The sequence below is a fragment of the Plantibacter elymi (nom. nud.) genome (assembly GCF_900177795.1).
In the GTDB taxonomy this organism is placed as follows: domain Bacteria; phylum Actinomycetota; class Actinomycetes; order Actinomycetales; family Microbacteriaceae; genus Plantibacter; species Plantibacter elymi.
Genome location: NZ_FXWJ01000006.1, coordinates 129,227 through 151,323, shown reverse-complemented (window position 1 = coordinate 151,323; position 22,097 = coordinate 129,227). Strand labels below are relative to the sequence as shown.

Sequence of the window (22,097 nt, the reverse complement as noted above, 5' to 3'; positions counted from 1 at the left end):
CGCGCATGACCCGCGCTCACGTCAGCGCACCGCGCTGGCAGCACCGCCTATCGGTCAGGCCTCTCGGGTGATCTCGACCTTCACGAAGAGCTTCGAGCGATAGGGGCCAGCGTAGACACCACGGAGCGGGGAGACGTCACCGTAGTCACGACCCCGCCCGATGAGGACGTGACGCTCGCCCACGTCGACCATGTTGGTCGGGTCGAACCCACGCCAGTCACCGCAGAACCACTCGACCCACGCGTGAGACTCCCCCGTCACCGTCTCGCCGATCGCCGCATGCGGCTTCGGGTGCAGGTACCCCGACACGTACCGGGCCGGGATCCCCACTGAGCGCAGCGCCCCGAGGACGATGTGCGTGATGTCCTGACAGACGCCCTTCCGGTTCGCCCACGCCTCGGCAGCGGTCGAGTACACACTCGTGACGCCCTGCACGTAGTCCATCTGCTCGCCGATCTCCCGGCTGATGGCCATCGCGGCCTCGCACGGGCTCTCGTAGCGGTCGGCGATGGTCCGGGCGAGCTCGACGAGATCGTCCGGCGGGGTCGTGCGGCGGGTCTGTTCGAGGTGCTCCACCCGCGTCACGGCGGCCTGGGTCGCGATGTCGAGCTGCTCCCAGCCGGTCGGGTGCGGCTCGTGCTTGCGCGGCCGGACCTCGACGAGGCTCGTCGCCGTGAGCGAGAGCTCCTCGTGCGGCGTCAGCACCTCGAACGCCGAGACCTTCATGCCCCAGTAGTCGGTGTACGTCGACTGCGACGCCCCCGGCTGAATGTCGATGTGCGAGTACAGGACGTACTGGTCCTCGGTCGTCACCGGCAGCATACGCGCCTCGTTGTACGAGGCGTTGACCTTGCCGCCGTAGGAGAAGCCCGTGCTGTGCTTGATGTGGAGCCGGGTCATGAGTTCTCTCCGATCCACGCGGGCACCGCATGAGTGGGGAAGTAGCGTTCGCGGATCGCCTCCGACACCTGGCTGGTGACGTTCTGCACGGCGTCCATCCGACCGGGGAGGTCGACGAGCGTGTCCTGGATGGGCCGGTACTCGAGGTCGCTGCGGATCTGACCGAGCAGGCGCTGGGCGGAATCCACGGTCCCGACACGACCACGGCGGGGTTCGAGGTCGCGCATGCACTCCTCGGCCCGGCTGATCGAGAACATGACCGACCGGGGGAACAGCTGGTCGAGCAGGAGGAACTCGGCCGCGTTCTTCGCGCTCGGCATGCCGCGGTACGTGCGGAGGTAGGCCTCGTAAGCGCCGCAGGAGCGGAGGATCGTCGTCCAGGACGGACCACTCGCCTCGGTGAGCGACCGCGTCGCCAGGAGTCGAGCGGTCATGTCGGCGCGCTCGAGGCTGCGACCGAGGGTGAAGAAGCGCCAGGCGTCGTCACGACTCGTGGCGGAGTCGACGATGCCGACGGCGAGGGCCGAACGCTCGCGAACCCACCCGAAGAACTCATGCACCTTGTCGCTTGCGACGCGTCGCGGCATCCGGGCACGGGTCGTGTTGAGGCACTCCCAGAGCTCGGTCGACACGATCTCCCGGGCACGTCGGGCGTTCTCGCGGGCGGCGCCGAGCGAGTAGGCGATCGACGCCGGGTGTGTGCGGTCGACGGCGAGCTGCGCGAGGACGTCCTGGCGGGTGAGCTCCTGGTCGGCGGGCGCGTCGCTGCCCATGACGGAGAGCAGCGATCGGCAGGCGGTGTCCTCGTCGATCCACGGATCCTCGAGCAGCAGCTGCAGGTGGACGTCGAGGATGCGCGCGGTACCGTCACTGCGTTCGATGTAGCGGCCGATCCAGAAGAGGCTCTCGGCGATGCGGCTCAGCATGATGCATCCTCCTGCCCGCCGGGGAGCGGTTCCTGAGCTTGTCGAAGGGCAGGGACCGGGGAGTCGAGCACCGGAAGCGAGAGCGTCTGCTGCTGTTGCTCCTGCTGGTCCTGGTTGCCGGCCGGACGGTCCTGGGGCGAGTGCTCCGGGGTCGTGCCGTGGTCGTAGATGATCGGGATCGACGTCGTCTCGGTCGTGGCCTGCTCGGCGACGAGACCCTGGATGTCGTGCGAGGACGCCTCGGGCGCCGCGTTGGGATCGAACGGACGTCCGACGACCCAGGTGTCCTTCGAGCCGCCGCCCTGGCTGGAGTTCACGACCAGCTGCCCCTCCGGCAGGGCGACGCGCGTGAGGCCACCGGGCAGCACCCAGACGTCGTTGCCGTCGTTCACCGCGAACGGTCGCAGGTCGGCGTGGCGGGGACGCATGCCGTCCTCGACGAGCGTCGGGATGGTGGAGAGCATGACGACCGGCTGCGCGATCCAGCCGCGCGGGTCCTCCTGCAGCTTCGTCTTGAGGGTCGCGAGCTCCTCCTTCGAGGCGTCCGGACCCACGACGAGGCCCTTGCCGCCGGAGCCGTCGACGGGCTTGATGACGAGCTCGTCCAGGCGGTCGAGCACTTCCTCGAGGGCGAGCGGGTCTTCGAGACGCCAGGTGTCGACGTTCGGGAGGATCGCGTCCTCGGCGAGGTAGTACTTGATGAGGTCGGGCAGGTACGTGTAGACGAGCTTGTCGTCGGCGACACCGTTCCCGACCGCGTTCGCGATGGTCACGTTGCCGAGGCGCGCGGCGAGCATGAGCCCGGGCGAACCGAGCATGGAGTCGGCACGGAACGACAGTGGGTCGAGGAACTCGTCGTCGACACGGCGGTAGATGACGTCGACGCGCGTGGGCCCGGCGGTCGTCCGCATGAAGACCTTGCCACCGGAGCAGAAGAGGTCGCGGCCCTCGACGAGCTCCACGCCCATGAGCCGCGCGAGCAGGGTGTGCTCGAAGTACGCGGAGTTGTACACGCCGGGGGTGAGGACGACGACGTTCGGGTCCTCGACGCCGGGCGGGGCCGACGCACGCAGCGCCTGCAGGAGCTTGTTCGGGTAGTCGCCGACGGGCCGGACGCGCATCGAGACGAACAGCTCGGGGAGCGTCTGCGCCATCACGCGACGGTTGGAGATGACGTAGCTGACGCCGGACGGGACCCGGACGTTGTCCTCGAGGACGCGCATCTGACCGTGCTCGTCGCGGATGAGGTCGATGCCGGAGACCTGGATGCGGACGCCGTTCGCCGCCTGGATCCCGTAGGCCTGCCGGTGGAAGTGCGATGACGAGGAGATGAGCTTCGCGGGGATGACGCCGTCGCGCACGGCGAGCTGCGGGCCGTAGACATCGGCGAGGAAGGCCTCGAGCGCCTTGACGCGCTGCTTGATGCCGGCCTCGACCTGCGTCCACTCCTGCTGCTCGATCACCCGCGGGACCGCGTCGAGCGGGAACGGACGCTCCTCGCCGGCGAAGTCGAAGGTGACGCCCTGCGCGAGGTAGGAGCTGGCGAGGGCGTCGGTGCGGCCTCGAAGCTCCTCCTGGGTCATCCGTGCGAGGGAGCTGTAGATCTCCTGATACGCCCGCCTGGCGGTCGCACCACCCGCGTGTTCCGCCGCCTCGCCGAACATCTCGTCGAAGGCGGGAACGCCGCCCGGAGTCTTGCGCGGGGCGAGCGTGCCGCCATAGCCGTTGAACAGGTCACCCATGGGCCGACTCTACCGGGACACATGTTGCCGGGGTGTTTCGGAGCGCGGGGAGGACGCCCCACCGGCCACCGAGACACCCCACCGGCCACCGAGCCGCCCTACCGGTCACCGAGCTTGTCGAGGTGCGCCCTTCGACAAGCTCAGGGACCGGAGGAGGTCGCTCAGGAACCGAAGGAGGTCGCTCAGGGACCGGCGGGGTGAAGCGAGCCCTACGCGACCGAGGCGGCGGTGAGGGCGGCCAGCTCGTCTGCGGAGAGCTCGAGCGTCGCGGAGGCGAGGAGGTCGGGCAGCTGCTCGACCGTGCGGGCACTCGCGATGGGCGCGGCGACCGTCGGCTGCGAGCGGAGCCACGCGAGCGACACCGTCGCGACGGAGACGCCGTGAGCCGCGGCGACCTCGTCGAGGACGGGCAGGAGCGCGGCGTGGTCGGCGAGGTAGGCCTGTGCCCCCTCGGCGCGGACGCTGTCGACGCTCGACCCCTCGCGGTACTTGCCCGTCAGGAAGCCCTTGGCGAGCGAGAAGTACGGCAGCACCGCGAGCTGCTCGCGCTCGGCGATCGTGCGCAGCTCGCCCTCGAACTCGCGCTCGACGAGGTTGTAGTGCGGCTGGAGGGCGATCGGGCGGTGGAGCCCCTTGGCCTCGACGATCTCGAACCACTCGGCGATGCGCGCTGCGGAGTAGTTGGAGATGCCGAGGTGGCGGACCTTACCGGCGTCGACGAGGGACGACAGTGCCGTCACCGTCTCCTCGAGCGGCACCGACTCGTCGTCGAAGTGCGCGTAGTAGAGGTCGATGTGGTCGGTGCGGAGGCGCTCGAGTGAGGCGTCCGCTGCCTTCAGGATGTTGTCGGCCGCGAGGCCCTGGAAGTCGGGGTGCTGGCTGACCTTCGTCGCGATGACGAGCTCGTCGCGATTGCCGCGGAGTTCCTGCCACTCGCCGATGAGTCGCTCGGAGTCACCACCGGTGTTGCCGGGCACCCACGCCGAGTAGCCGTCGGCGGTGTCGATGAAGTTGCCGCCGCCGGCGACGAAGGCGTCGAGGATGTCGAACGAGGTCTGCCGGTCGGCGGTCCAGCCGAACACGTTGCCGCCGAGGTTCAGCGGGAAGACGGACAGGTCGGACGTTCCGAGGGTGGTGCGGGCGTGAGTCATCTGATGGTCCTCCAGGGTTCGGTGCATCGCTGGTGCTTCTCCTCACGCTAAGCCCGCGGGCGGCTCGACTATTCCGTCGTGTCGCCCGATGACGAGCGTGCCACCGAGGCCGGACTGGCTCTCCACGGCCCTGCGCCGACCGTCCTACAGTGGGCCGATGGGCTACCGCATCGACGACTCGAAGGACCGCATCGACCGGGACGCCGTGTGGGCCCTGCTCCGCGAGGTCTACTGGGCCAAGTGGCGCAGCCGAGCCGACGTCGAGGCGCAGATCGACGACGCCTGGCGCGTGATCGGCGTGTACGAGGAGGAGACCGGCGCGCAGGTCGGCTTCGCACGAGCGGTGTCCGACGGACTCGGCTTCGGCTACCTCGCCGACGTCATCGTCCACGAAGCGCACCGGGGCCACGGGCTCGGCAAGCGCATCGTGCAGGCGATGATCGACGAGGGTCCCGGCGCGCACTTCCGGTGGACGCTCTTCACGAGCGACGCGCACGGCCTCTACGAGCAGTTCGGCTTCACCGATCCCGGCCCGACAGCGCTCGTCCGGCCGGCCGCGCAGCTGCCCGTCCACCCGAGTCAGGTGCCGACCGCCTGAGGTGCGGCGACTCGTCGCGCGACGGCGACTCGAGCGACGAATCGACGCACCTCACCGCAGGCCTCCAGCCGCGACGGGCTAGCGTTGACGTATGTGGATCTCCGACGACGGCCGATACAACATCGTCGACGTGCCCGCGGAGGCGTATCCGGGGCGCGCGTATCTCCTCGAACTGGTCGCCGGTCTCGAACCTGACGAACTCCACACGCTCGTGACCCGCATGCAGGAGTTCGACGACGCGATGATCGACCGACTCGAGGTCCTCGTCGACGACGACGCCCCCGAGGTCGCACCGGATCCGGAGCGTGAGGCACCGTACGTCGACGAGATGATCCCGCGACGCGTCCTCGACTCGATCGACTGGGACGCGATCCTCACCCCACCGTTCCGGATCGAGGCGATCGACGTCGCCGGTGACCGCTGGCGCATGGACGCGTGGGCCTTCCTGGAGTCGATCGTCGAGCCGCCCGTCACCCGACCGAGCGCCCGCAACCTCGGCTCCTCCCCCATCGATCCGGCGTAGACCGGCACCTGCCGAATAGGCTGGGCGTCATGACCGACGACGACGTCACCATGACCGATCCTTCACCGCTGCTCGCCGAAGGAGCCGAACTCGAGCACCTGTACACGGGCGCGATCTGGAGCGAGGGGCCAGCGTGGATCGCCGAGACCGGCCGCGTGCGCTGGAGCGACATCCCGAACGACCGCATCCTCGAGTTCGACACCGCGACCGGTGAGACGGCCGTGTTCCGCGACGGCGCCGAGTACACGAACGGCCGCACGATCGACCGCGAGGGCCGGGTCGTCCAGTGCAGTCACGGGCGCCGCGCGGTCGAGATCGAGGGGCCCGACGGCCCGATCACGCTCGTCGACCACTGGGCCGGCGGCCGCTTCAACTTCCCGAACGACGTCGTCGTGCACTCCGACGGCTCGATCTGGTTCACCGACCCGCCCTACGGCATCGACGCCAGCGGACGTGAGGGGCACCCGGGTGAGCAGGAGTACGACGGCTGCTACGTCTTCCGCTTCGAGCCGGCGACCGGCGTGGTCGAACCCGTCATCACCGCGCTCGCGCACCCGAACGGGCTCGCGTTCTCCCCCGACGAGTCGATCCTGTACGTGTCGGACACCGGTGACGGAGCACTCCGCATCGCGGCGTACGACGTCGCGGAGGACGGCGTCGCGGTCGTCTTCGGCGACACCCCGGGACGCACCTTCGCGAGCACCGCGGTACCCGCATCAGACGGCTTCCGGATCGATGTCGACGGCAACGTCTGGTCCTCGGCGGGCGACGGCGTCGAGGTGTTCGACCCGTCCGGCGCGACCATCCTGCGCATCCCGGTCCCGGAGCGCACCGCGAACGTCTGCTTCGGCGACCCCGACGGCATGACGCTCTACATCACCGCAAGCACGTCCCTCTACCGGATCCGAACCGCCACCCGCCAGAGCCCGCGAACTGTCACTCCAGCACAGTGACGGAGCGTCGGACTAGCCGTTGGTGACAGTTCGCGAGCTGGGACTCACGCCCGACCCTGCAGGATGAGGTTCCAGTACACCCAGGGCAGGACGTAGCGGTCGGCGAAGAACGTGAACCGACGCTCCTTCGCGAGTCCGTTCCAGAACGGGATCGAGGGCTTCGGGCGGTAGCGGTCGTCGAACTCGGCGAACACCACCGTCCCGCGGGAGACCGTGAACGGGCACACCGAGTAGCCGCTGTAGACCGTGCTCGGCTCCCGACCGGACCACACGGCGACGAGGTTCTTCGCGAGGGTCTTCGTCTGTTGCCGGAGGGCACCGCCGGACTTCGAGCTCATCACCGCGGCGGCGTCGCCGAGCGCCCAGACGTCGGGGAAGCGGGGATGCCGCAGGGTCAGCGAGTCGACCTCGACGAACCCACCAGGGTTGCCGGGGTCGGCGAGCGCCGTGGCCGCGAGCCAGTCGGGTGCGGACTGCGGCGGCACGGCATGGAGGACGTCGTAGGTGATCTCCTCCGGGAACCCACCCGTCACGCCGTCCTGGCCACGGTCCGGGCCGTCCTGCGGGTCGGTCTGCGCGATCGTCACCACGCGCTGCTCCGGATCCACCGCGACGAGCTCGCGCAAGAAGCGCACCTCGATGCCGTACTCGGCGACCTTCCGGTCGAGCTCGGCGTCGATCATCGGCATGCCGAACATCGTGGGTGTGGGGACGACCAGCACCACACGGATGTCGTCGAGGACGCCCGTCTGCCGCCAGTAGTCGCACGCGAGGTACATCGGCTTCTGCGCGGCACCCGAGCAGCTCGCGGGGCCGGCGGGCTGCGTGAACACGACGGTGCCGGAACGGACCGACCGGAGCACCCGCGAGGCCTTCTGCGCGTATTCGAACGTGTAGTTGGAGATCCCCACCGGCGACGCCATCGCCTCCGTCAGACCGGGCACGGCGTCCCAGTCCTGCTGGATGCCCGGAGCGACGACGAGCTGGTCGTACTCGACGGCGGTTCCGGATTCCAGCGTCACCGTCTTCGCGACCGGGTCGATGGACCGGACCCGGTCCTGGATCCAGGTCACGCCCTTCGGTGTCACTGCTCGCTGTGGCCGCGTGGCGACCGACGCGGACGCGGTCCCGCCTGCGACGTGCGAGAACATCGGCTGGTACCGGTGGTGCTCCCGCGGTTCGATGACCGCGACGTCATCGACCCCGTATCGCCGGAGCCTCCCCGCGACGGAGAGGCCGGCGTTGCCGCCACCGATGACGACCACCTCGTGATGGAGCTGTGCCGTCCTGGGATCGGTCACGGTGGCGGCGGCGCTCAGGATCCGGACTGACCGCGACCGGTGGCGTTCTGCAGCCGGTCGATGTGCTCGGAGGCCTGCGCCTTCGTCAGGTCGGCGGGGAGCTCCTCGCCGGCCTCACGGGCCAGGGTGTCGAGGTAGCTGCGCTGCGGGCCGGTCATCGGCTCGTCGCCGGTGACCCAGTCCTCGGGGTCCTTGCTCGCGCTCGTCGAGCTGTCGTCGCCCCGGGCTCCGAGGGTCTCCTCGGTGGCACCGATCGTCTCGGGTGCGCCGGAGGTCGTTGCGTCGGGGGTCGCCTGGTCGGTCTGTTCTGCGTCAGTCATGCGGCAACGGTACGTCGAGCAGACGATCGGGCAGGAGGGGTTGCGCGGCCCGCGCGATCGGTGTCGGAATAGCAACGGACGACCCCCGGTTGACCCAGGCGACCGCGTGCGGCCGCACCGTCCACGAAGGAGACCCATGTCCGACACCGCTTCCGGAACCGACCGATCCGCCGACGAGCCGACTCCGTCGCAGGGCATCACCATCGGCATCCTCGGCGCCGGCAAGGTCGGCACGGTCCTGGCACGACTCGCGGTCGCCGCCGGATACCGGGTGCTCATCAGCGGTTCGCGCGACGCCGCCCGGATCGCCCTGACGATCGACGTCCTCGCGCCGGGTGCCGTCGCCACGACGTCGGCCGACGCAGCGGCCCAGGCCGACCTCGTCATCCTCGCGCTGCCCCTCGGCAAGCACCGGTCGGTGCCCGTCGACGAGCTGCGCGGCAAGCTCGTCATCGACGCCATGAACTACTGGTGGGAGGTCGACGGACATCGCGACGACCTCAGCGCACCGGAGACCTCGACGAGCGAGCTGGTCGCCGCCTTCCTGCCGGAGTCGCGCGTCGTCAAGGCGTTCAATCACATGGGGTACCACGACCTCGACGGGGAGCCGCGTCCCGCCGGAGCACCGGGCCGCAAGGGAATCGCGATCGCCGGCGACGACCCCGCGGACCGGGCAGCCGTCTCGGCCGTGGTGGACGCCCTCGGGTTCGACCCCGTCGAGATCGGGCCGCTGCGCGCGGGCGTCGTCCTCGAACCCGGACACGAGCTCTTCGGGGCGAACATCGGCGCCGACGAGATCCGCGAGGTCGCTGAGGTGCGGGCGTTCGCGGCGGACGTCCGCTAGCCGACCTGGCGGGTTCCTGCGTCCGACCGGTCTCGACCGTTCGGTCGCGGGGCGAGGGCCGCTGAGTGGATCACCTCCGCAAGCTCGCCGGCACGGCTCCACATCGGCCAGTGACCTGTCGGGAGGTCGACGACCTCGACGGTCTCGAGCCCCGCTACCTCGGCGAACATGGGGTGTCCGCCTCTGGCCAGGTCCAGTACTTGCGCGCTCGGGATCGAACAGCACACCAGGGTGGTGGGGACGGCGGCGCGGGCGTCGTTGGTCAGCTCGACAGCCTGTCGGAGGACGGGCCCCGGCTCGGGGACCGCCCGGGCACGGAACCGGTCGAGGACCTCGGCGCTCAAGCCGTCGAGGCTCGCCTGCTGCGAGAGGACGTCGAACGCCGGGAGCGGAAGCTCGGCCACGTCTTCCGGGAGGTCCGGAGCGAAGACCGTTCCGGACGCCAGGGGCCCGGAGTCGACCCAGACCACCCGGCGGACGAGCTCCGGATGCCGGTCGAGGAGCAGGCTGACGGGAGCGTTGGCGCCACTGTGCGCGACGACGACCGCTGGGTCGTCCGCGGAGACGTCCCGCCGGGCGAGGACCTCCGTGATCGCGGCCACTTGGTCGTCGAGGGTCCTGCTGGACCGTTCGGGATCGGCTTCGTCGAGGCCGGGCAGGGTGATCGCGACGGCGCGCGAGCGGTCGGCGTCCAGATGCCCGAGGACGTCGTCCCAGGCCCAGGCGCCCAGCCAGTGGCCGGCGATGAGGATGATGGTCGGGGTGTCGTTCTGTGTGTTCATGACTCCAGCGTGAAGCCCGCCCCGGGCAGGTGTGTGTCACTATTTCTGTCATGAATCTCGAATTGACGGGCCGATGAGGCGGGCGGAGCGCCTCCACGCCCTGTCCGAGACGCTGCGTCGTGGTGGATCGCGAGGGACCTCGGCGGAACGGCTGGCGAGGGACTTCGGCGTCTCGGTGCGCACCGTGAAGCGGGACCTGCAGGCGCTCGAGCGCAGCGGCGCGCCCGTCTGGTCACGCCCCGGACCAGGTGGCGGATACGGGTTGGCCGTCGGGGCCACGCTGCCACCGGTCAGCCTGTCCCCGGTGCAGGCGGTGGCGCTCATGGCGGCGGTGTCCGCGGCACCCGACGCCCCGTACGCGGACCTGGCGGCCGCCGGAGTGCAGAAGATCCTGGACGTCCTCGACCCCAGGACCCGCGCACGAGCCGACGCACTGGCCGGTCGGATCTGGGTCGATGCGCCCCCGACCGCTTCGCGCGTCGTCCGATCGGCGCTCGAGGAGGCGATGGCGGACCAGCGGGTCGTGCGCATCCGGTACACCTCGCGGGCCGGGAGCACGACCACGCGCGACGTCGAGCCCGTCCTGTTCGCCTCGACGAACGGTCAGTGGTATCTCGTCGGATGGTGTCGGATGCGCGACGCGATGCGGTGGTTCACCGTGGCGCGCATCGAGCGAGCCAGCGTGACGTCGGCGGGTTGCAGCGGCCACACGGTGGAGGAGGTCGGCGACCCTCCCGCGAACGCGGCCCCGGTCCACGGTCGGAGACCGTGACCTGCGATCCATTCAGAGGAATAGAACCGCTCCGCGCGACGCTGTAGCCAGGGTGAAGAAGATCGGATTCCTGTCCTTCGGACACTGGCAAGACGTTCCGGGCTCCAGCGTGCGCACCGGGCGTGACGCACTGCTGCAGAGCATCGACCTCGCGGTCGCGGCAGAGGAGGTCGGGGTCGATGGTGCCTACGTGCGCGTGCACCACTTCGCCCGGCAGCTCGCGTCACCGTTCCCGCTCCTGGCGGCGATGGCGGCGAAGACCTCGACGATCGAACTCGGCACCGGTGTCATCGACATGCGCTATGAGAACCCCCTCTACATGGCCGAGGAGGCGGCGGCCACCGACCTCATCAGCGACGGCCGACTGCAGCTCGGCGTGAGCCGGGGATCACCCGAGACGGCCCTCCGCGGGTCGGAGTCGTTCGGCTACGTGCCGGGCGACGAGGAGACCGACGCGGACATCGCCCGCTCGCACACCGAGGTGTTCCGCGCGGCCATCGCCGGAGCCGGTGTGGCCCGCGCGAACCCGCAGATGACGGGGACCAACGGCCTGCTCGCGATCCAGCCGCAGTCGCCGGAGCTCGGCGAGCGCATCTGGTGGGGCGCCGGCTCGCGGTCCACGGCGGTGTGGACGGCGGAGCAGGGCATGAACCTCATGTCGTCGACGCTCCTCACCGAGGACACCGGGGTGCCGTTCGACGAACTGCAGGCCGAGCAGATCCAGATGTTCCGCGACGCCTGGACCGAAGCCGGTCACGAATGGCAGCCGCGGGTCTCCGTGAGCCGCAGCATCCTGCCGCTCATCGACGACGAGACGCGCCGCTACTTCGGACTGCGCGCCCAGGCCGACTCGAAGGACCAGGTCGGACACCTCGACGGCGGACTCGCGCGCTTCGGCCGCAGCTTCATCGGCGAGCCCGACGTCATCGCCGCCGAGCTCGCGAAGGACGCAGCCGTGCAGGCGGCCGACACCGTCCTCGTCACCGTCCCGAACCAGCTCGGCGTCGCTTTCAACGCGCGCATCCTGGAGTCGATCGTCAAGGACATCAAGCCGGCGCTGGGGTAGCCCAAGGAGGCTAACGGCGAACTGGAGTGGTACGCTTTTCTGTACCACTCCAGGAGGCTCTTCATGTCAGCGATCACCGCGACCGACGCACGCAAGAATCTGTTCGGTCTCATCCAGCAGGTGAACGACGACCACGTCCCGGTCGAGGTCGTCTCGAAGCGCGGAAACGCGGTCCTCGTCTCGAAGGACGACTACGACGCCATGGTCGAGACGGCCTACCTGCTCCGCAACGCCAAGGGCGCCGAGCGACTCCTCGCCTCGATCGAACGCGCTCGGAACGGCGAGTTCGAGACCCACAAGCTGCTCGACGCGTGACCCGGCAGCTGGCCTTCGACCGCAGCGGCTGGGAGGACTACCTCTCCTGGCAGAGCCAAGACCGCAAGACGCTCAAGCGGATCAATCTACTCATCCAGGACGTCCTCCGGGATCCGTTCATCGGCATCGGGAAGCCCGAGCCGTTGAAGCACATCCTCTCAGGAGCCTGGTCCCGACGGATCGACGACGCGAACCGACTCGTGTACCTGGTGACCGACACCCACATCGTCATCCTGCAGGCGCGCGACCACTACTGACGATCGACGCCGGTCCCGCCCGCGCGCAGCCACGGCCCGAAGGCGCGCATAAGGAGCGGCATCACGACGAAGGTGAGCAGCGAGACGAGCGTCACCGACAGGATGAGCGTCACCACCGGGATCGGCAGGCCGAGGATGAGTGGCCCGAGCGCCAACAGCAGCAGCGTGATGAGCGGGTACACCCCGAGCCAGGTGACGACCGCCATCTTCCAACGGGGCGGCGGCGTCATGCTGTGTACGCCCCGGCGGCGATGTCCTCGACCAGCGTCGGGCCGGTGGGACCCCATCCGTACGCGGCGCGGGTCGCCGCGCTGGACGCCGTCATCTCGGCTCCGAAGAAGCGCCCGATGAAGCCGAAGTGACCCGCCGCGTCATCCGGGTCGATCGACGTCGTCGGGAGGCCGAGCACCTCACCGATCGCCTCGGCGATCCGGCGCGCCTGCACGCCTTCCTCACCGACGGCGTGCACTCGGGCTCCCGCAGGAGCCTGCTCGAGCGCGAGTCGCACGAGTCGGGCCGCATCGCTGAGGTGCACGGCGGACCAGGAGTTCGAGCCGTCGCCGATGTATCCGGAGACACCCGTGCGCCGCGCGGCCGCGACGATCTGTGCGATGAAGCCGTGGTCGTGGTGACCGTGCACCGTCGGTGCGAAGCGGAGAGCGATGCTCCGGACCCCGCGATCCTGGTAGTCGAACGCGAGGTTCTCGCTTCCACCGCGCATCGACTCCGGCCCGACGGCCGGGTGCGGATCGGTCTCGAGCACTGGCCGGTCCGCGTCGGGTCTGAACAGTCCTGAAGCGAGGCCGAGTGTCTTCCCGGACCCGACCAGCGCTTCGGCAAGCGTCTCGACCGCCGTACGCTCAGCGCGGTTCGACTCCGCAGGGTTCGACCAGTCGTGCTTGTTCGCGAGATGGAGCGTCGCCTCGGACTCCACGGCTCCGCGACGGAGCGACGCGAGGTCGTCGAGATCACCGCGGAGGACGACCGCCCCCTTTGCCTCGAGGGAAGCCGCGGAGGCGTTGCTGCGAGCGAGGCCGAGCACCTCGTGACCCGCCTCGAGCAACTCATCGACGGCGGCGCTCCCGATCCAGCCGCTTGCTCCGGTAACGAAAACACGCATGGCGTGCTCCTTTCATGTCAGTGAATGACATCACTCTAGCACCTGATGTCAGCCACTGTCATCGCTAAGATGGATCCATGGCTCGTTGGCAAGCGGATACCGAGGGGCGGCTCAAGCTGGCCGCCATCGAACTCTTCGGGACGCATGGGTTCGAGGCCGTCACGGTGAGCGACATCGCCGCAGCCGTGGGCGTCACCGAGCGCACCTTCTTCCGCTACTTCACCGACAAGCGCGAGGTGCTGTTCACGAACCAGGACGACTATCAGGCGCGGTTCCTGGACGCCCTCCTCGCATCCGAGGCCACGGCACCAATGACACTCGTCGAGGCTGCACTCCACGGGGGCGCGGCGTTCTTCGCGGACGAACGGCGCCCGTGGTCCCGCGCACGCCAGCGGATCGTCGACTCCAGCGCGGCACTGATGGAACGCGAGTCACTCAAGCGCAGCTCGCTCACCGACACCCTCACGACCGCACTCATCACGAAGGGCGTCGCTCCCGTACCCGCAGCACTCGCAGCGCAAAGCGGTTCGGCAGCCTTCCACCTGGCCTTCGCCGCCTGGATCGCCGACGACGAGACGAGATCGTTCACCGAACTGCTCGACGACGTCCTCGCCGACCTCCGCGCCCTCCTCGGCTGACCACGCGCGGCGCCCGAAGGTTAGGGCAGCGTCTGCGGCGACTGCCAGGCACCCGAGCCGTCCCGCTCCAGCGGCAGCTCGGCAACGACGGCCGACCCGGCGGTCGGGAGGGGTGCGAGCACGCGCGGTTCCGGTTTCAGAACCACCTCGATGCCCGCCGCCTGCAGCTCCTCCACGTCGAGCACGATGAGCACGAGCGGCAGCTGGAGCGACCCGTACACCCGCTCGAGCACCTCGGGCAGTCGGTCGGCGCTGGTCGCGTGGACGAAGCCGGCGTCGACGAACGGCACGGCTCGCGTCGACACCTCGTACTCGCCGAACGGTCGGCTAGCCTCCCAATCGTCGACGATCGCGACATGCAGGATCTTCGTCATCTCCACCCTCTCCATTTAATGAGACGTTACCGTATCATTAGAGCATGGAATCGAGACGTGGTCGCCCGACGGCAGCCGAACGCGACCGCCGGCGCGACGCGATCCTCGACGCCGCCATCCGCCGGTTCACCGAGCACGGGTTCGGCGGGACGACGATCGAGGCGATCGCCGCCGACGCAGGCGTGACGAAGCGGACGATCTACACCTGGTTCGGCGATCTCGCCGGCGTGCTGACGGCGGCGGTCGAACGGCAGCACGGCTATCTCCTCGCGGCCGACGAGCCAGGCTCTGAGGCGGAGCCGCTCGAGGATGCGGCGACACGACTCGTGCTCGCACTGCACGCCGACGTCTCGGTCGCGCTGCACCGACTCGTGATCGCGGAATCTCCACGCTTTCCTGAGGTCGCCGCCGGCTTCTACGCCGCCGGCCCGGCCCGCTCGATTGCATTCCTCGCCGGCCACGTCGGCGAGCGGGCGGAGCAGCTCTACACCCTGCTCCTCGGCGAACCGCATCGACGCAGGCTGCTCGGCTTGTCCGCTGCGCCGGCGCCGGCCGAAGCAAGAACGCACGCCCGCGAGTGCCTGACATTGGTCGTCGACGAAGAGTCCACGCACCCGGCCACGCTCAGCGGTCGAGCGTGACCACGTCGCTCAGGCCCGCGGTCGCGTCTGCGGCCAGAACCCCGTCACGCGCGAAGTCGGCCCACATCTGACGCAGGAAGCGGCCACGACGGTCGACCTCGGCCCACGTCGCCGAGCCGATGAGCGCCGTCCGGCTCCACGACCGTTCGGTCCCGAGGAGGAGCGGCAGATCGGTGACATGGGAGGCCCCGTAGGGACTGCCGGGCGGCGCCCAACTGAGCTCGTAGCGCGTGGCCCGACCACCGGACGCGCGATGCCGCTCGACGAACTTCCGGGCGTCGCGCGTATAGGTCAGGTGCGTCGTCGCGCCGACGAGCGCCCGCCGGATCGGATCACCGACGAGCGGCACCGAGGTCATGCGGGCGAAGGCCGGGATGAGCGGCACATACAGCCGCGTCTCCTCCGTGGTCGAGCCGATCAGGACGTCGATGCGCGAAGCGGCTTCCCGCCAGGCGGCGTCGCGGTCGGCCTCCGCCGGGAGCGGCGCGTGACCGTACTGGGTGCCGAACGCCATGCCACCACGCAGTCCGAACCGTCGCGCCGCCCGCTCCACCTGCTCTTCGAGCGCGAGCAACTCGACCACCGGGGCGTCCCGCTTCGGGCTGCCGGCCGCCCGCATCATCGCGCTCGCCATCTTGGCCCGCCCACTGCTGATCCCGAGCGGCGCGCTCTGGACGATGGCGCGCTGGAAGAGCCCCGCGGTGCCGTCGCTGATCATGAGGTGCGCGATCGCATCGCCGCCCGCCGACTGTCCGAAGAGCGTGACCGACCCCGGGTCGCCGCCGAACGCTGCGATGTGCTCGTGGATCCACCGGAGCGCGAGGACGAGATCCAGCAGGCCGAGGTTCGCCGGCAGCGTCTCACCGTCACCGAGGAAGCCGAGGATCCCGAGCCGGTACGTGACCGACACCACGACGACCCGCTGCTCGACGACCAGGCTGATCGGATCGTAGACGTCGAGGTCACCGGCACCCGTGACGTAGGCGCCGCCATGGATCCAGACCATCACCGGCAGCGACTCGTCCGGGCGCACGTCCGCAGGAAGCGTGATCGAGAGCGCCTGGCAGTCCTCGGAGTCGACCATCCCCTCGCCAGCGCCCTCGAGGACGGCCTCGAGCACCCGCGAGGAGCGCTGCGGTGAAGCAGGCGCCCGCTCGAAGGCCCGGAACGGCAGTGGATCGCCGTCAGGACCGACGGGAAGACCGGCCGGCTCCGGCACCTCGAAGCGCCCCGCGCGGGCGTACGGGATGCCGCGGGCCCGAACCACCGCGCCGTCGACCCGACCGAGGATCGTGCCGAGGGAGGTCTCGAAGGCACGTGCGTCACTCATCAGTCCACGCTATCCGTCACCGTCGCCGAGTTGCCCGGAACTGCGCGTCTTCACGGCAAAATCGAACACTTCCGGGCGATTCAGCGCCGTCGCCTACGGGATGCGGATGTAGACCGGGTCGCCCCAGATCGACAGACGGTGCTGGACGTAGCGACCCCAGTCGGGAGAGTCGTACATGCCGCCCGCGCCGTCGTAGATCGCGATGTGACCTTCCGGCCAGTAGAGCAGGTCACCGGCGACGGCTTCCGACGCCGAGATCTGCACGCCGGACGCGGCCTGCGCCCCGGCCCCGCGAGGCAGGGACACGCCGAACGCTGCGAACACGTACTGCACGTAGCCGTCGCAGGCGAAGCTGTCGGACGGGTCGTTGCCGTTGCCGTAGGGGACGACGCCGACGAACTGCGCCGCGTAGGCGAGGATCGCCTCGCCGGATCGGGCGACGGCTGGAGCCGCGTAGGTGCGTCCCGACGAAGCCGACGCGGACGACGAGGAGGCGGCGGATGCACTCGCGGCCGCCTCGGCTGCGGCAGCTGCAGCGGCGGCGGAGGCGGCGTCGACCTCCTCCTGGCTGGTCGCGCCGTAGCCGTCGCGCACGAAGGGCACATCGGCCGCCGTCGACGGCACGGAGTACGACACCGATTGCATCGTCGCCGCAGACGGGATCGCGCCACCGGTCGCCGCATCGACGTCGACGCCGGCAGCGGCCGCGGGCAGCGACACCGACACGAAGAGCCCGGTGGCGAGCGTCATGACGCCGAACGTGGCGAACGGCTTGGCGCGCTTCGCGAAGGAACTCTTGGCGCGTGGGGCCGAGGGCCGCTTGGTGGGCACGAGGTCGACGTGGCGTCGCTCCTCCTCGGCGGAGGCGGTCCAGCTGGCGTCCTCGAGTCGAGCCGCGCGACGGGCGGCTCGGGGGCTGAGGGCCACGTGGCGGCCGCCGGTCCGGGCGGGTGTCGTGGGGGTCACGGCCGGAGTGTTCGGGTCGCGGCGCTCGAGGGCGCGCGCAGGGGTGGTGCTGGTCATGTGCGGGGTACCGTCCTGGGTCTCGGTCGCGTCGGGGGCGCGCTCGGTTCATGCTCGGTGGGTGCAGCATCGCCTCGGCAGAGCCGTCCCTCGATGACCGCGGTCGACCGGTTGCCCGATCCGAGGGAGGCGAAACGGCCACCCTACGTGGACGACCCTGAGAGCATCCTCCGCTTGGCGTGGCCTGTGGAGGACCGATGAAGCCCGAATCACCGAAGTGCTAGCATCGTGCTAGCACTCCATTCCCACGAGAGGTGACGACATGCCCACGGTGACCGTCCGGAATCTCGACGAGGACACGAAACGCGGTCTGCAACAGCTCGGCGCCTTGCACGGACGATCCATGGAGGCGGAGATCCGGGCGATCCTGGCTGCGGCCGTCAGGACGACGACGACTGAGGATCTCCGCGCCGCCTCGGCCACCGACAGCGACCGACCGGGGCTGGCGGAGCGTATCCAGCAGCGCTTCGTCGACCTCCACCTCGACGGTGAACTCGTCATCGAACTACCCGACCGCACCGCGACCGTCCGACCGAATCCGTTCGACGATGCCGCGAGCGCCGACGCGGACGACCCGGCCCTGAGGTGATCATCCTCGACACGAATGTCGTCTCCGAACTGTTCAGGCCACGGCCCGAGCCGAGGGTGGCCCGGTGGCTCGACCGGCAGGACGAAGCCGACCTCCATCTCACAGCGATGACCGCTGCCGAACTCCTCGAAGGAGCCCTGCGCCTCCCTGCAGGCGCTCGCCGATCGGCGCTCGTCGGGGCCGTGGCGACCGTGCTCGACGCCGACTTCGCAGGACGCGTCCTCCCCTTCTCCGCGGAAGCCGCGCTCGATTACGCGGAGCTCATGACGACGCGACGCCGTTCCGGCAACCCCATCGGACCTCAGGATGCGATCATCGCGGCCATCGCGAGATCCTCCGGCGCCGCTCTCGCGACGCGGAACACGCGCGACTTCGCCGGTGTCGGCCTCCACCTCATCGACCCGTGGGTCCCCGACCACCCGGCGTGACCCAGGGCGGCACCCGCCTCAGGACGGGTCGAAGCCGACCGTCGACTGCCGGACGACGAGTTCCGGCTGGAAGACGATCTGCTCGGGCACGCGTCGAGCGCCCGCGTCCGCCTCACGGAGCAGGAGCTCGACGGCGGTGTGGCCGATGAGCGCGCTCGGCTGACGGATCGACGACAGCGGGACGACCGCCGCCGACGCGAAGTCGATGTCGTCGTACCCGATCAGGGCGATGTCGTCCGGCACGCGAACCGAACCGAGCATGCTGAACGCCTGCAGGACCCCCATCGCGAGGAGGTCGTTGGCCGCGAACACCGCGTCGGGCCACTCGTCGCGAGGACGGTTCCGGATGGCCTCGCCCGCGGAACGGCCCTGCAGCACCGTCAACGCGGTGGTCTCCACGACCTCGAGGGTGACCTCGGCACCACCGGCCGCGGCTGCATCGACCGCCTGACGCGCACCGGCGAGCCGGTCGACGACCTGCCGGAGCGAGGACGGACCGCCCACGACCGCGATGCGGCGCCGACCGAGTCCGATGAGGTGCTCGACCGCGAGCCGCCCGCCCGCGACGTCGTCGACGGCGACCGACGAGAAGCTCGTGTCCTCGGTCTGCCGGTCGACGAGGACCGTCGGCGTCCCGCGGTCGCGTAGTCGGCTGAGCCGGGTGAGGTCGTCGCCGAGCGGGGTGATCAGGACGCCGGCGACCCGCTGCTCCTCGAAGAGGTCGAGGTAGGCGCGCTCGCGGTCGATGCTCTCGTCGCTGTTTCCGAGCAGGACCGACCACCCCTCCGCATCGGCCCGGTCCTCGGCACCGCGGGCGACGTCGGTGAAGAACGGGTTGCCGACGTCGAGCACGACGAGGCCGACACTGCGGCTGCGACCGGCGCGAAGCTGGCGGGCTGCGTCGTTCCGCACGAAGCCGAGCTCGTCGATCGCGGCGTGGACGCGGTCGACCGTGACGGGCGAGACCTTCTCGGGGCGGTTCAGCACGTTGGACACGTTCCCGACCGAGACGCCGGCTCTCGCCGCGACGTCCTTCACGCTCGCGCTCACGGCTCCCCTTCGCCTGTCGGACCCGCCAGGCGACGCCGGACGGGCTGGCTCATTGTTGCATGCAGTGACTCATCGCGCCCGCGCAGTCGGCTACCACCCGCCCGCCTCCGTCCCCAACTCAGGAGTTCCCCGGCGCGCCGCACCCGGCCGACCCCGACACACCGGGCGACTCCTGAGAACGGGCCACCCGCCCGCCGCCGTCCCCAACTCAGGAGTTCCCGGGCGCGGCGCCCTCGCCCTACCCCGACACACCGGGCGACTCCTGAGAACGGGGGGACGATCAGGCGGGATCGACCGGCCGGGCGGACGCGGCGGGCAGGGTGACGACGACCTCGAGACCGTGGCCGGGACGGTTGTGCAGCACGATCGCGCCGCCCGCGTTGCGCGCGATGGCGGCGACGATGGCGAGCCCGAGACCGGAGCCGTGCCCGGAGGACCGTGTCGCGTCCGACCGGCTGAACCGCTCGAGGGCCCGCGGTTCGAAGGCCGGGTCGAGCCCTCCGGCGTTGTCCGACACCCGCAGCGTGAGCTGACCGCCGTCGTCGTCGAGCATGACCGACACCCGGCGCGGAGCACCCCCGCGCTCGGTGAAGGCCTGCAGCGCGTTCCCCGCGAGGTTGTCGACGACCCGACCGACGTCGTCAGCGCGCACGGCGTACACCGCTGCACCGTCCCCCGGCCCGCTCTCGGCGACCGCGCTCACGTACTCCACCTCGATCCCGGCCAGCGCGTCGTCCGAGGCGACCCGGAACCGCGCGCGCTCGACCGCCTCGAGCACGTCGGCCTCCAACCTGGCCGCGCTCGTCCGCTCCTCCGGCGTCGCCGCCTCGATGCGGGACAGCTCGAGCAATGAGGTGACGAGCGCCGACAGTCGCGTGGCACTGCGCTCCGCCCCCTCGATGTCCGCGAGCAGCTGCTCGCGCGACGAGTCCTCGAGGCGCGCGAGTTCGAGCTGGGTGCGGAGGATCGCGAGCGGCGTCCGGAGCTCGTGACTCGCGTCGGACACGAGCTGCCGTTCGCGGTCCGCCGAGGCCCGCAGCCGCTCGATCAGGTCGTTGAGGGTGATCGCGAGCGGCGCGATCTCGTCGTCCGCACGGCCGACCGGCAGCACCTCGTCCGTCGACCGTTCGCTGAGGCTCTGCGCACTCACCCGGAGCCGGGTGACGGGCCGGAGCGACACCGTCGTCAGGATCCATCCGCCGGCCGCGACGCCGAGGACGAGGAGCGCGAAGGACCCGATGAGGAGGAGCCGCATCTGGACGAGGACGGTCGTCTCCTCGGCCTCATCGCGTCCGGCGATGACGTACCAGGTGTCGCCACCGACGGTCACGGGCTGTGACAACAGGATGTAGGTGGCGGAACCGGCGTCGACGGTGGTGACCTCCCGCGTCGCGGCGAGCGCCGGGAGCTGCGCGGCGAGCGTCGTCGGCAGGCTGAACACCGGGATGGAGCCGTCGGGGGCGATGACCGCGATACGGGTGCCGAGGCCGGGTCCCTGGAGCGGGTCGTCGGGTCTCGCCTGCAGCGCGAACACGTATTGCGCGCCGTCGCTGCGGAGCGCCTGGACGGTGCCGTCGCGGACGATGCGCTCCAGCTGGGCGTTGATCGCGAGTCCGGCGAAGAGCGACACGACGACGGCGATGAGCAGACTGCCCCCGGCGATCCGCGTGCGGATGCCGTGGTGCCGCGTCGATCGGCGACGCTCCGACGACATTCCCTCAGCCCCCTGCGGCGACGAGCGAGAACCCCACGCCGCGGCTCGTCACGATGCGGACGCCGGCCTCCGCCAGATCGAGTTTGCGACGGAGCCGGCTGATGTACTGGTCGACGACGTTCGGGTCGATGTTGTCGAAGGTCTCCCAGACCTCGCGCAGCATGGCCGCCCGGGAGACGACGACGCCCGGCTCGGTCGCGAGCACCCGGAGGACGTCGAACTCGGTCCCGCTCAGCGGCACGTCGTGGTCGCCGACACGAGCCCGATGCCGGTGCAGGTCGAGCGTCAGCCCACCGACGTCCAAGCGGGGCTGCACGGTGAGCGCGTCCCGACGCCGGACCGCGCGGATGCGCGCGGCGAGCTCGGCGAAGGCGAACGGCTTGATCATGTAGTCGTCGGCTCCGGCGTCGAGCCCGCGGACCCGGTCGTCCACGGCATCGCGCGCCGTGAGCAGGATCACCGCGAGCGTCGGGTCGAGGCCTTTGAGCTCACGGCAGACGGCGAATCCGGAGAGCCCGGGGAGCATGACGTCGACGACCGCGACCTGGAAGCCCGCGTCGCCACCGGACGCCGACGCGATCGCCTGCCGCGCGAGGTCCAGCGCGGTCGGGCCGTCGAACGCGGTCGTCACGTCGTGGCCGTCCGACCCGAGACCGCGGGAGAGGAGGCCAGCCATCTCGCGTTCGTCATCGACGACGAGGATCCGCACGGTCGTCCTCCTTCGCCATCGAGCATCCACA

Annotated in this window: 27 protein-coding genes; 12 read left to right on the top strand and 15 right to left on the bottom strand. The window is 70.2% G+C overall.

Translation table 11 applies throughout. The features are described from left to right. Nucleotides 1–54: 54 nt before the first annotated feature. The 4 genes from CCK91_RS18325 to CCK91_RS18310 all read right to left on the bottom strand — a co-directional run bounded on the left by CCK91_RS18325 (nt 55) and on the right by CCK91_RS18310 (nt 4,719). The gene (locus tag CCK91_RS18325; protein WP_079706431.1) at nt 55–900 is read right to left on the bottom strand and encodes a transglutaminase family protein; all 846 of its coding nucleotides are present in this window, start codon (nt 898–900) and stop codon (nt 55–57) included. Continuing rightward, nucleotides 897–1,826: an alpha-E domain-containing protein gene (locus CCK91_RS18320; protein ID WP_064295753.1), complete on the bottom strand. Its 930-nt coding sequence runs from the start codon at nt 1,824–1,826 to the stop codon at nt 897–899. The genes CCK91_RS18325 and CCK91_RS18320 overlap by 4 nt, the downstream gene beginning before the upstream one ends. After that, nucleotides 1,820–3,568: a circularly permuted type 2 ATP-grasp protein gene (locus CCK91_RS18315; protein WP_086475256.1), complete on the bottom strand. Its 1,749-nt coding sequence runs from the start codon at nt 3,566–3,568 to the stop codon at nt 1,820–1,822. The genes CCK91_RS18320 and CCK91_RS18315 overlap by 7 nt, the downstream gene beginning before the upstream one ends. A 209-nt stretch (nt 3,569–3,777) precedes the next feature. Then, a complete protein-coding gene (locus CCK91_RS18310; protein ID WP_086475354.1) occupies nt 3,778–4,719 on the bottom strand; it encodes an aldo/keto reductase in 942 nt (313 codons plus the stop codon). 157 nt (nt 4,720–4,876) lie between these two features. Between CCK91_RS18310 and CCK91_RS18305 the strand changes: the two genes are divergently transcribed. From CCK91_RS18305 to CCK91_RS18295, 3 genes are all read left to right on the top strand, one after another. Further along, nucleotides 4,877–5,317, top strand: coding sequence for a GNAT family N-acetyltransferase (locus tag CCK91_RS18305; RefSeq protein WP_086475255.1), 441 nt, complete (start codon nt 4,877–4,879; stop codon nt 5,315–5,317). Nucleotides 5,318–5,408: 91 nt separating this feature from the next. After that, nucleotides 5,409–5,840 carry a hypothetical protein gene (locus tag CCK91_RS18300; protein WP_086475254.1) on the top strand — a complete coding sequence of 144 codons (432 nt, stop codon included), beginning with the start codon at nt 5,409–5,411 and terminating at the stop codon, nt 5,838–5,840. Nucleotides 5,841–5,869: 29 nt separating this feature from the next. Next, nucleotides 5,870–6,793 (top strand): SMP-30/gluconolactonase/LRE family protein, encoded by a 924-nt coding sequence (locus tag CCK91_RS18295; protein WP_242664612.1) that lies wholly within the window; start codon nt 5,870–5,872, stop codon nt 6,791–6,793. Nucleotides 6,794–6,837: 44 nt separating this feature from the next. Here the strand turns inward: CCK91_RS18295 and CCK91_RS18290 are convergent, their stop codons facing one another. Next, on the bottom strand, nt 6,838–8,094 hold the full coding sequence (locus CCK91_RS18290; RefSeq protein WP_086475253.1) for an NAD(P)/FAD-dependent oxidoreductase: 1,257 nt from the start codon (nt 8,092–8,094) through the stop codon (nt 6,838–6,840). Nucleotides 8,095–8,108: 14 nt separating this feature from the next. Then, the gene (locus CCK91_RS18285) at nt 8,109–8,414 is read right to left on the bottom strand and encodes a DUF3072 domain-containing protein (protein ID WP_086475252.1); all 306 of its coding nucleotides are present in this window, start codon (nt 8,412–8,414) and stop codon (nt 8,109–8,111) included. Nucleotides 8,415–8,550: 136 nt separating this feature from the next. On the opposite strand from CCK91_RS18285, the gene CCK91_RS18280 reads away from it, so the two are divergent. Next, entirely contained in the window at nt 8,551–9,258 is a 708-nt protein-coding gene (locus CCK91_RS18280; RefSeq protein WP_086475251.1) for an NADPH-dependent F420 reductase, read from the top strand. Here the strand turns inward: CCK91_RS18280 and CCK91_RS18275 are convergent. Next, a complete protein-coding gene (locus CCK91_RS18275) occupies nt 9,255–10,040 on the bottom strand; it encodes an alpha/beta fold hydrolase (RefSeq protein ID WP_086475250.1) in 786 nt (261 codons plus the stop codon). The genes CCK91_RS18280 and CCK91_RS18275 overlap by 4 nt on opposite strands. A 73-nt stretch (nt 10,041–10,113) precedes the next feature. Between CCK91_RS18275 and CCK91_RS18270 the strand changes: the two genes are divergently transcribed. From CCK91_RS18270 to CCK91_RS18255, 4 genes are all read left to right on the top strand, one after another. Continuing rightward, nucleotides 10,114–10,812 carry a helix-turn-helix transcriptional regulator gene (locus CCK91_RS18270; RefSeq protein WP_086475249.1) on the top strand — a complete coding sequence of 233 codons (699 nt, stop codon included), beginning with the start codon at nt 10,114–10,116 and terminating at the stop codon, nt 10,810–10,812. Between the two features lie 52 nt (nt 10,813–10,864). After that, entirely contained in the window at nt 10,865–11,878 is a 1,014-nt protein-coding gene (locus tag CCK91_RS18265) for an LLM class flavin-dependent oxidoreductase (RefSeq protein WP_086475248.1), read from the top strand. A 63-nt stretch (nt 11,879–11,941) separates the two neighbouring features. Further along, entirely contained in the window at nt 11,942–12,193 is a 252-nt protein-coding gene (locus CCK91_RS18260; RefSeq protein ID WP_086475247.1) for a type II toxin-antitoxin system Phd/YefM family antitoxin, read from the top strand. Then, nucleotides 12,190–12,450 (top strand): Txe/YoeB family addiction module toxin, encoded by a 261-nt coding sequence (locus CCK91_RS18255; RefSeq protein ID WP_086475246.1) that lies wholly within the window; start codon nt 12,190–12,192, stop codon nt 12,448–12,450. Before CCK91_RS18260 ends, CCK91_RS18255 begins: the two co-directional genes overlap by 4 nt. Here the strand turns inward: CCK91_RS18255 and CCK91_RS18250 are convergent. Together CCK91_RS18250 and CCK91_RS18245 are read right to left on the bottom strand one after the other, a co-directional pair. Further along, on the bottom strand, nt 12,444–12,680 hold the full coding sequence (locus CCK91_RS18250; protein WP_133060044.1) for a hypothetical protein: 237 nt from the start codon (nt 12,678–12,680) through the stop codon (nt 12,444–12,446). The genes CCK91_RS18255 and CCK91_RS18250 overlap by 7 nt on opposite strands. After that, nucleotides 12,677–13,570 (bottom strand): SDR family oxidoreductase, encoded by an 894-nt coding sequence (locus tag CCK91_RS18245; protein ID WP_086475244.1) that lies wholly within the window; start codon nt 13,568–13,570, stop codon nt 12,677–12,679. The genes CCK91_RS18250 and CCK91_RS18245 overlap by 4 nt, the downstream gene beginning before the upstream one ends. A 77-nt stretch (nt 13,571–13,647) precedes the next feature. Between CCK91_RS18245 and CCK91_RS18240 the strand changes: the two genes are divergently transcribed. Continuing rightward, a complete protein-coding gene (locus CCK91_RS18240; protein ID WP_086475243.1) occupies nt 13,648–14,208 on the top strand; it encodes a TetR family transcriptional regulator in 561 nt (186 codons plus the stop codon). Between the two features lie 20 nt (nt 14,209–14,228). Here CCK91_RS18240 and CCK91_RS18235 read toward each other — a convergent pair whose 3' ends face one another. Next, entirely contained in the window at nt 14,229–14,582 is a 354-nt protein-coding gene (locus tag CCK91_RS18235; RefSeq protein ID WP_086475242.1) for a DUF952 domain-containing protein, read from the bottom strand. A 44-nt stretch (nt 14,583–14,626) separates the two neighbouring features. Between CCK91_RS18235 and CCK91_RS18230 the strand changes: the two genes are divergently transcribed. Next, the gene (locus tag CCK91_RS18230; protein WP_086475241.1) at nt 14,627–15,223 is read left to right on the top strand and encodes a TetR/AcrR family transcriptional regulator; all 597 of its coding nucleotides are present in this window, start codon (nt 14,627–14,629) and stop codon (nt 15,221–15,223) included. On the opposite strand, the gene CCK91_RS18225 is transcribed toward CCK91_RS18230, so the two are convergent. Then, nucleotides 15,207–16,553: a carboxylesterase family protein gene (locus CCK91_RS18225; protein WP_086475240.1), complete on the bottom strand. Its 1,347-nt coding sequence runs from the start codon at nt 16,551–16,553 to the stop codon at nt 15,207–15,209. The two genes, CCK91_RS18230 and CCK91_RS18225, sit on opposite strands and share 17 nt — an antisense overlap. 93 nt (nt 16,554–16,646) lie before the next feature. Beyond that, on the bottom strand, nt 16,647–17,576 hold the full coding sequence (locus CCK91_RS18220) for a C40 family peptidase (RefSeq protein WP_086475239.1): 930 nt from the start codon (nt 17,574–17,576) through the stop codon (nt 16,647–16,649). 262 nt (nt 17,577–17,838) lie between these two features. On the opposite strand from CCK91_RS18220, the gene CCK91_RS18215 reads away from it, so the two are divergent. Together CCK91_RS18215 and CCK91_RS18210 are read left to right on the top strand one after the other, a co-directional pair. Further along, entirely contained in the window at nt 17,839–18,165 is a 327-nt protein-coding gene (locus CCK91_RS18215) for a FitA-like ribbon-helix-helix domain-containing protein (protein ID WP_207568260.1), read from the top strand. Continuing rightward, entirely contained in the window at nt 18,162–18,593 is a 432-nt protein-coding gene (locus CCK91_RS18210) for a type II toxin-antitoxin system VapC family toxin (RefSeq protein WP_086475238.1), read from the top strand. Before CCK91_RS18215 ends, CCK91_RS18210 begins: the two co-directional genes overlap by 4 nt. A gap of 18 nt (nt 18,594–18,611) precedes the next feature. Here the strand turns inward: CCK91_RS18210 and CCK91_RS18205 are convergent, their stop codons facing one another. The 3 genes from CCK91_RS18205 to CCK91_RS18195 all read right to left on the bottom strand — a co-directional run bounded on the left by CCK91_RS18205 (nt 18,612) and on the right by CCK91_RS18195 (nt 22,066). Further along, the gene (locus CCK91_RS18205; RefSeq protein ID WP_207568259.1) at nt 18,612–19,643 is read right to left on the bottom strand and encodes a LacI family DNA-binding transcriptional regulator; all 1,032 of its coding nucleotides are present in this window, start codon (nt 19,641–19,643) and stop codon (nt 18,612–18,614) included. 280 nt (nt 19,644–19,923) lie between these two features. Beyond that, a complete protein-coding gene (locus CCK91_RS18200; RefSeq protein ID WP_086475237.1) occupies nt 19,924–21,357 on the bottom strand; it encodes a sensor histidine kinase in 1,434 nt (477 codons plus the stop codon). 4 nt (nt 21,358–21,361) lie between these two features. Beyond that, on the bottom strand, nt 21,362–22,066 hold the full coding sequence (locus tag CCK91_RS18195; protein WP_086475236.1) for a response regulator transcription factor: 705 nt from the start codon (nt 22,064–22,066) through the stop codon (nt 21,362–21,364). Nucleotides 22,067–22,097: the final 31 nt, after the last annotated feature.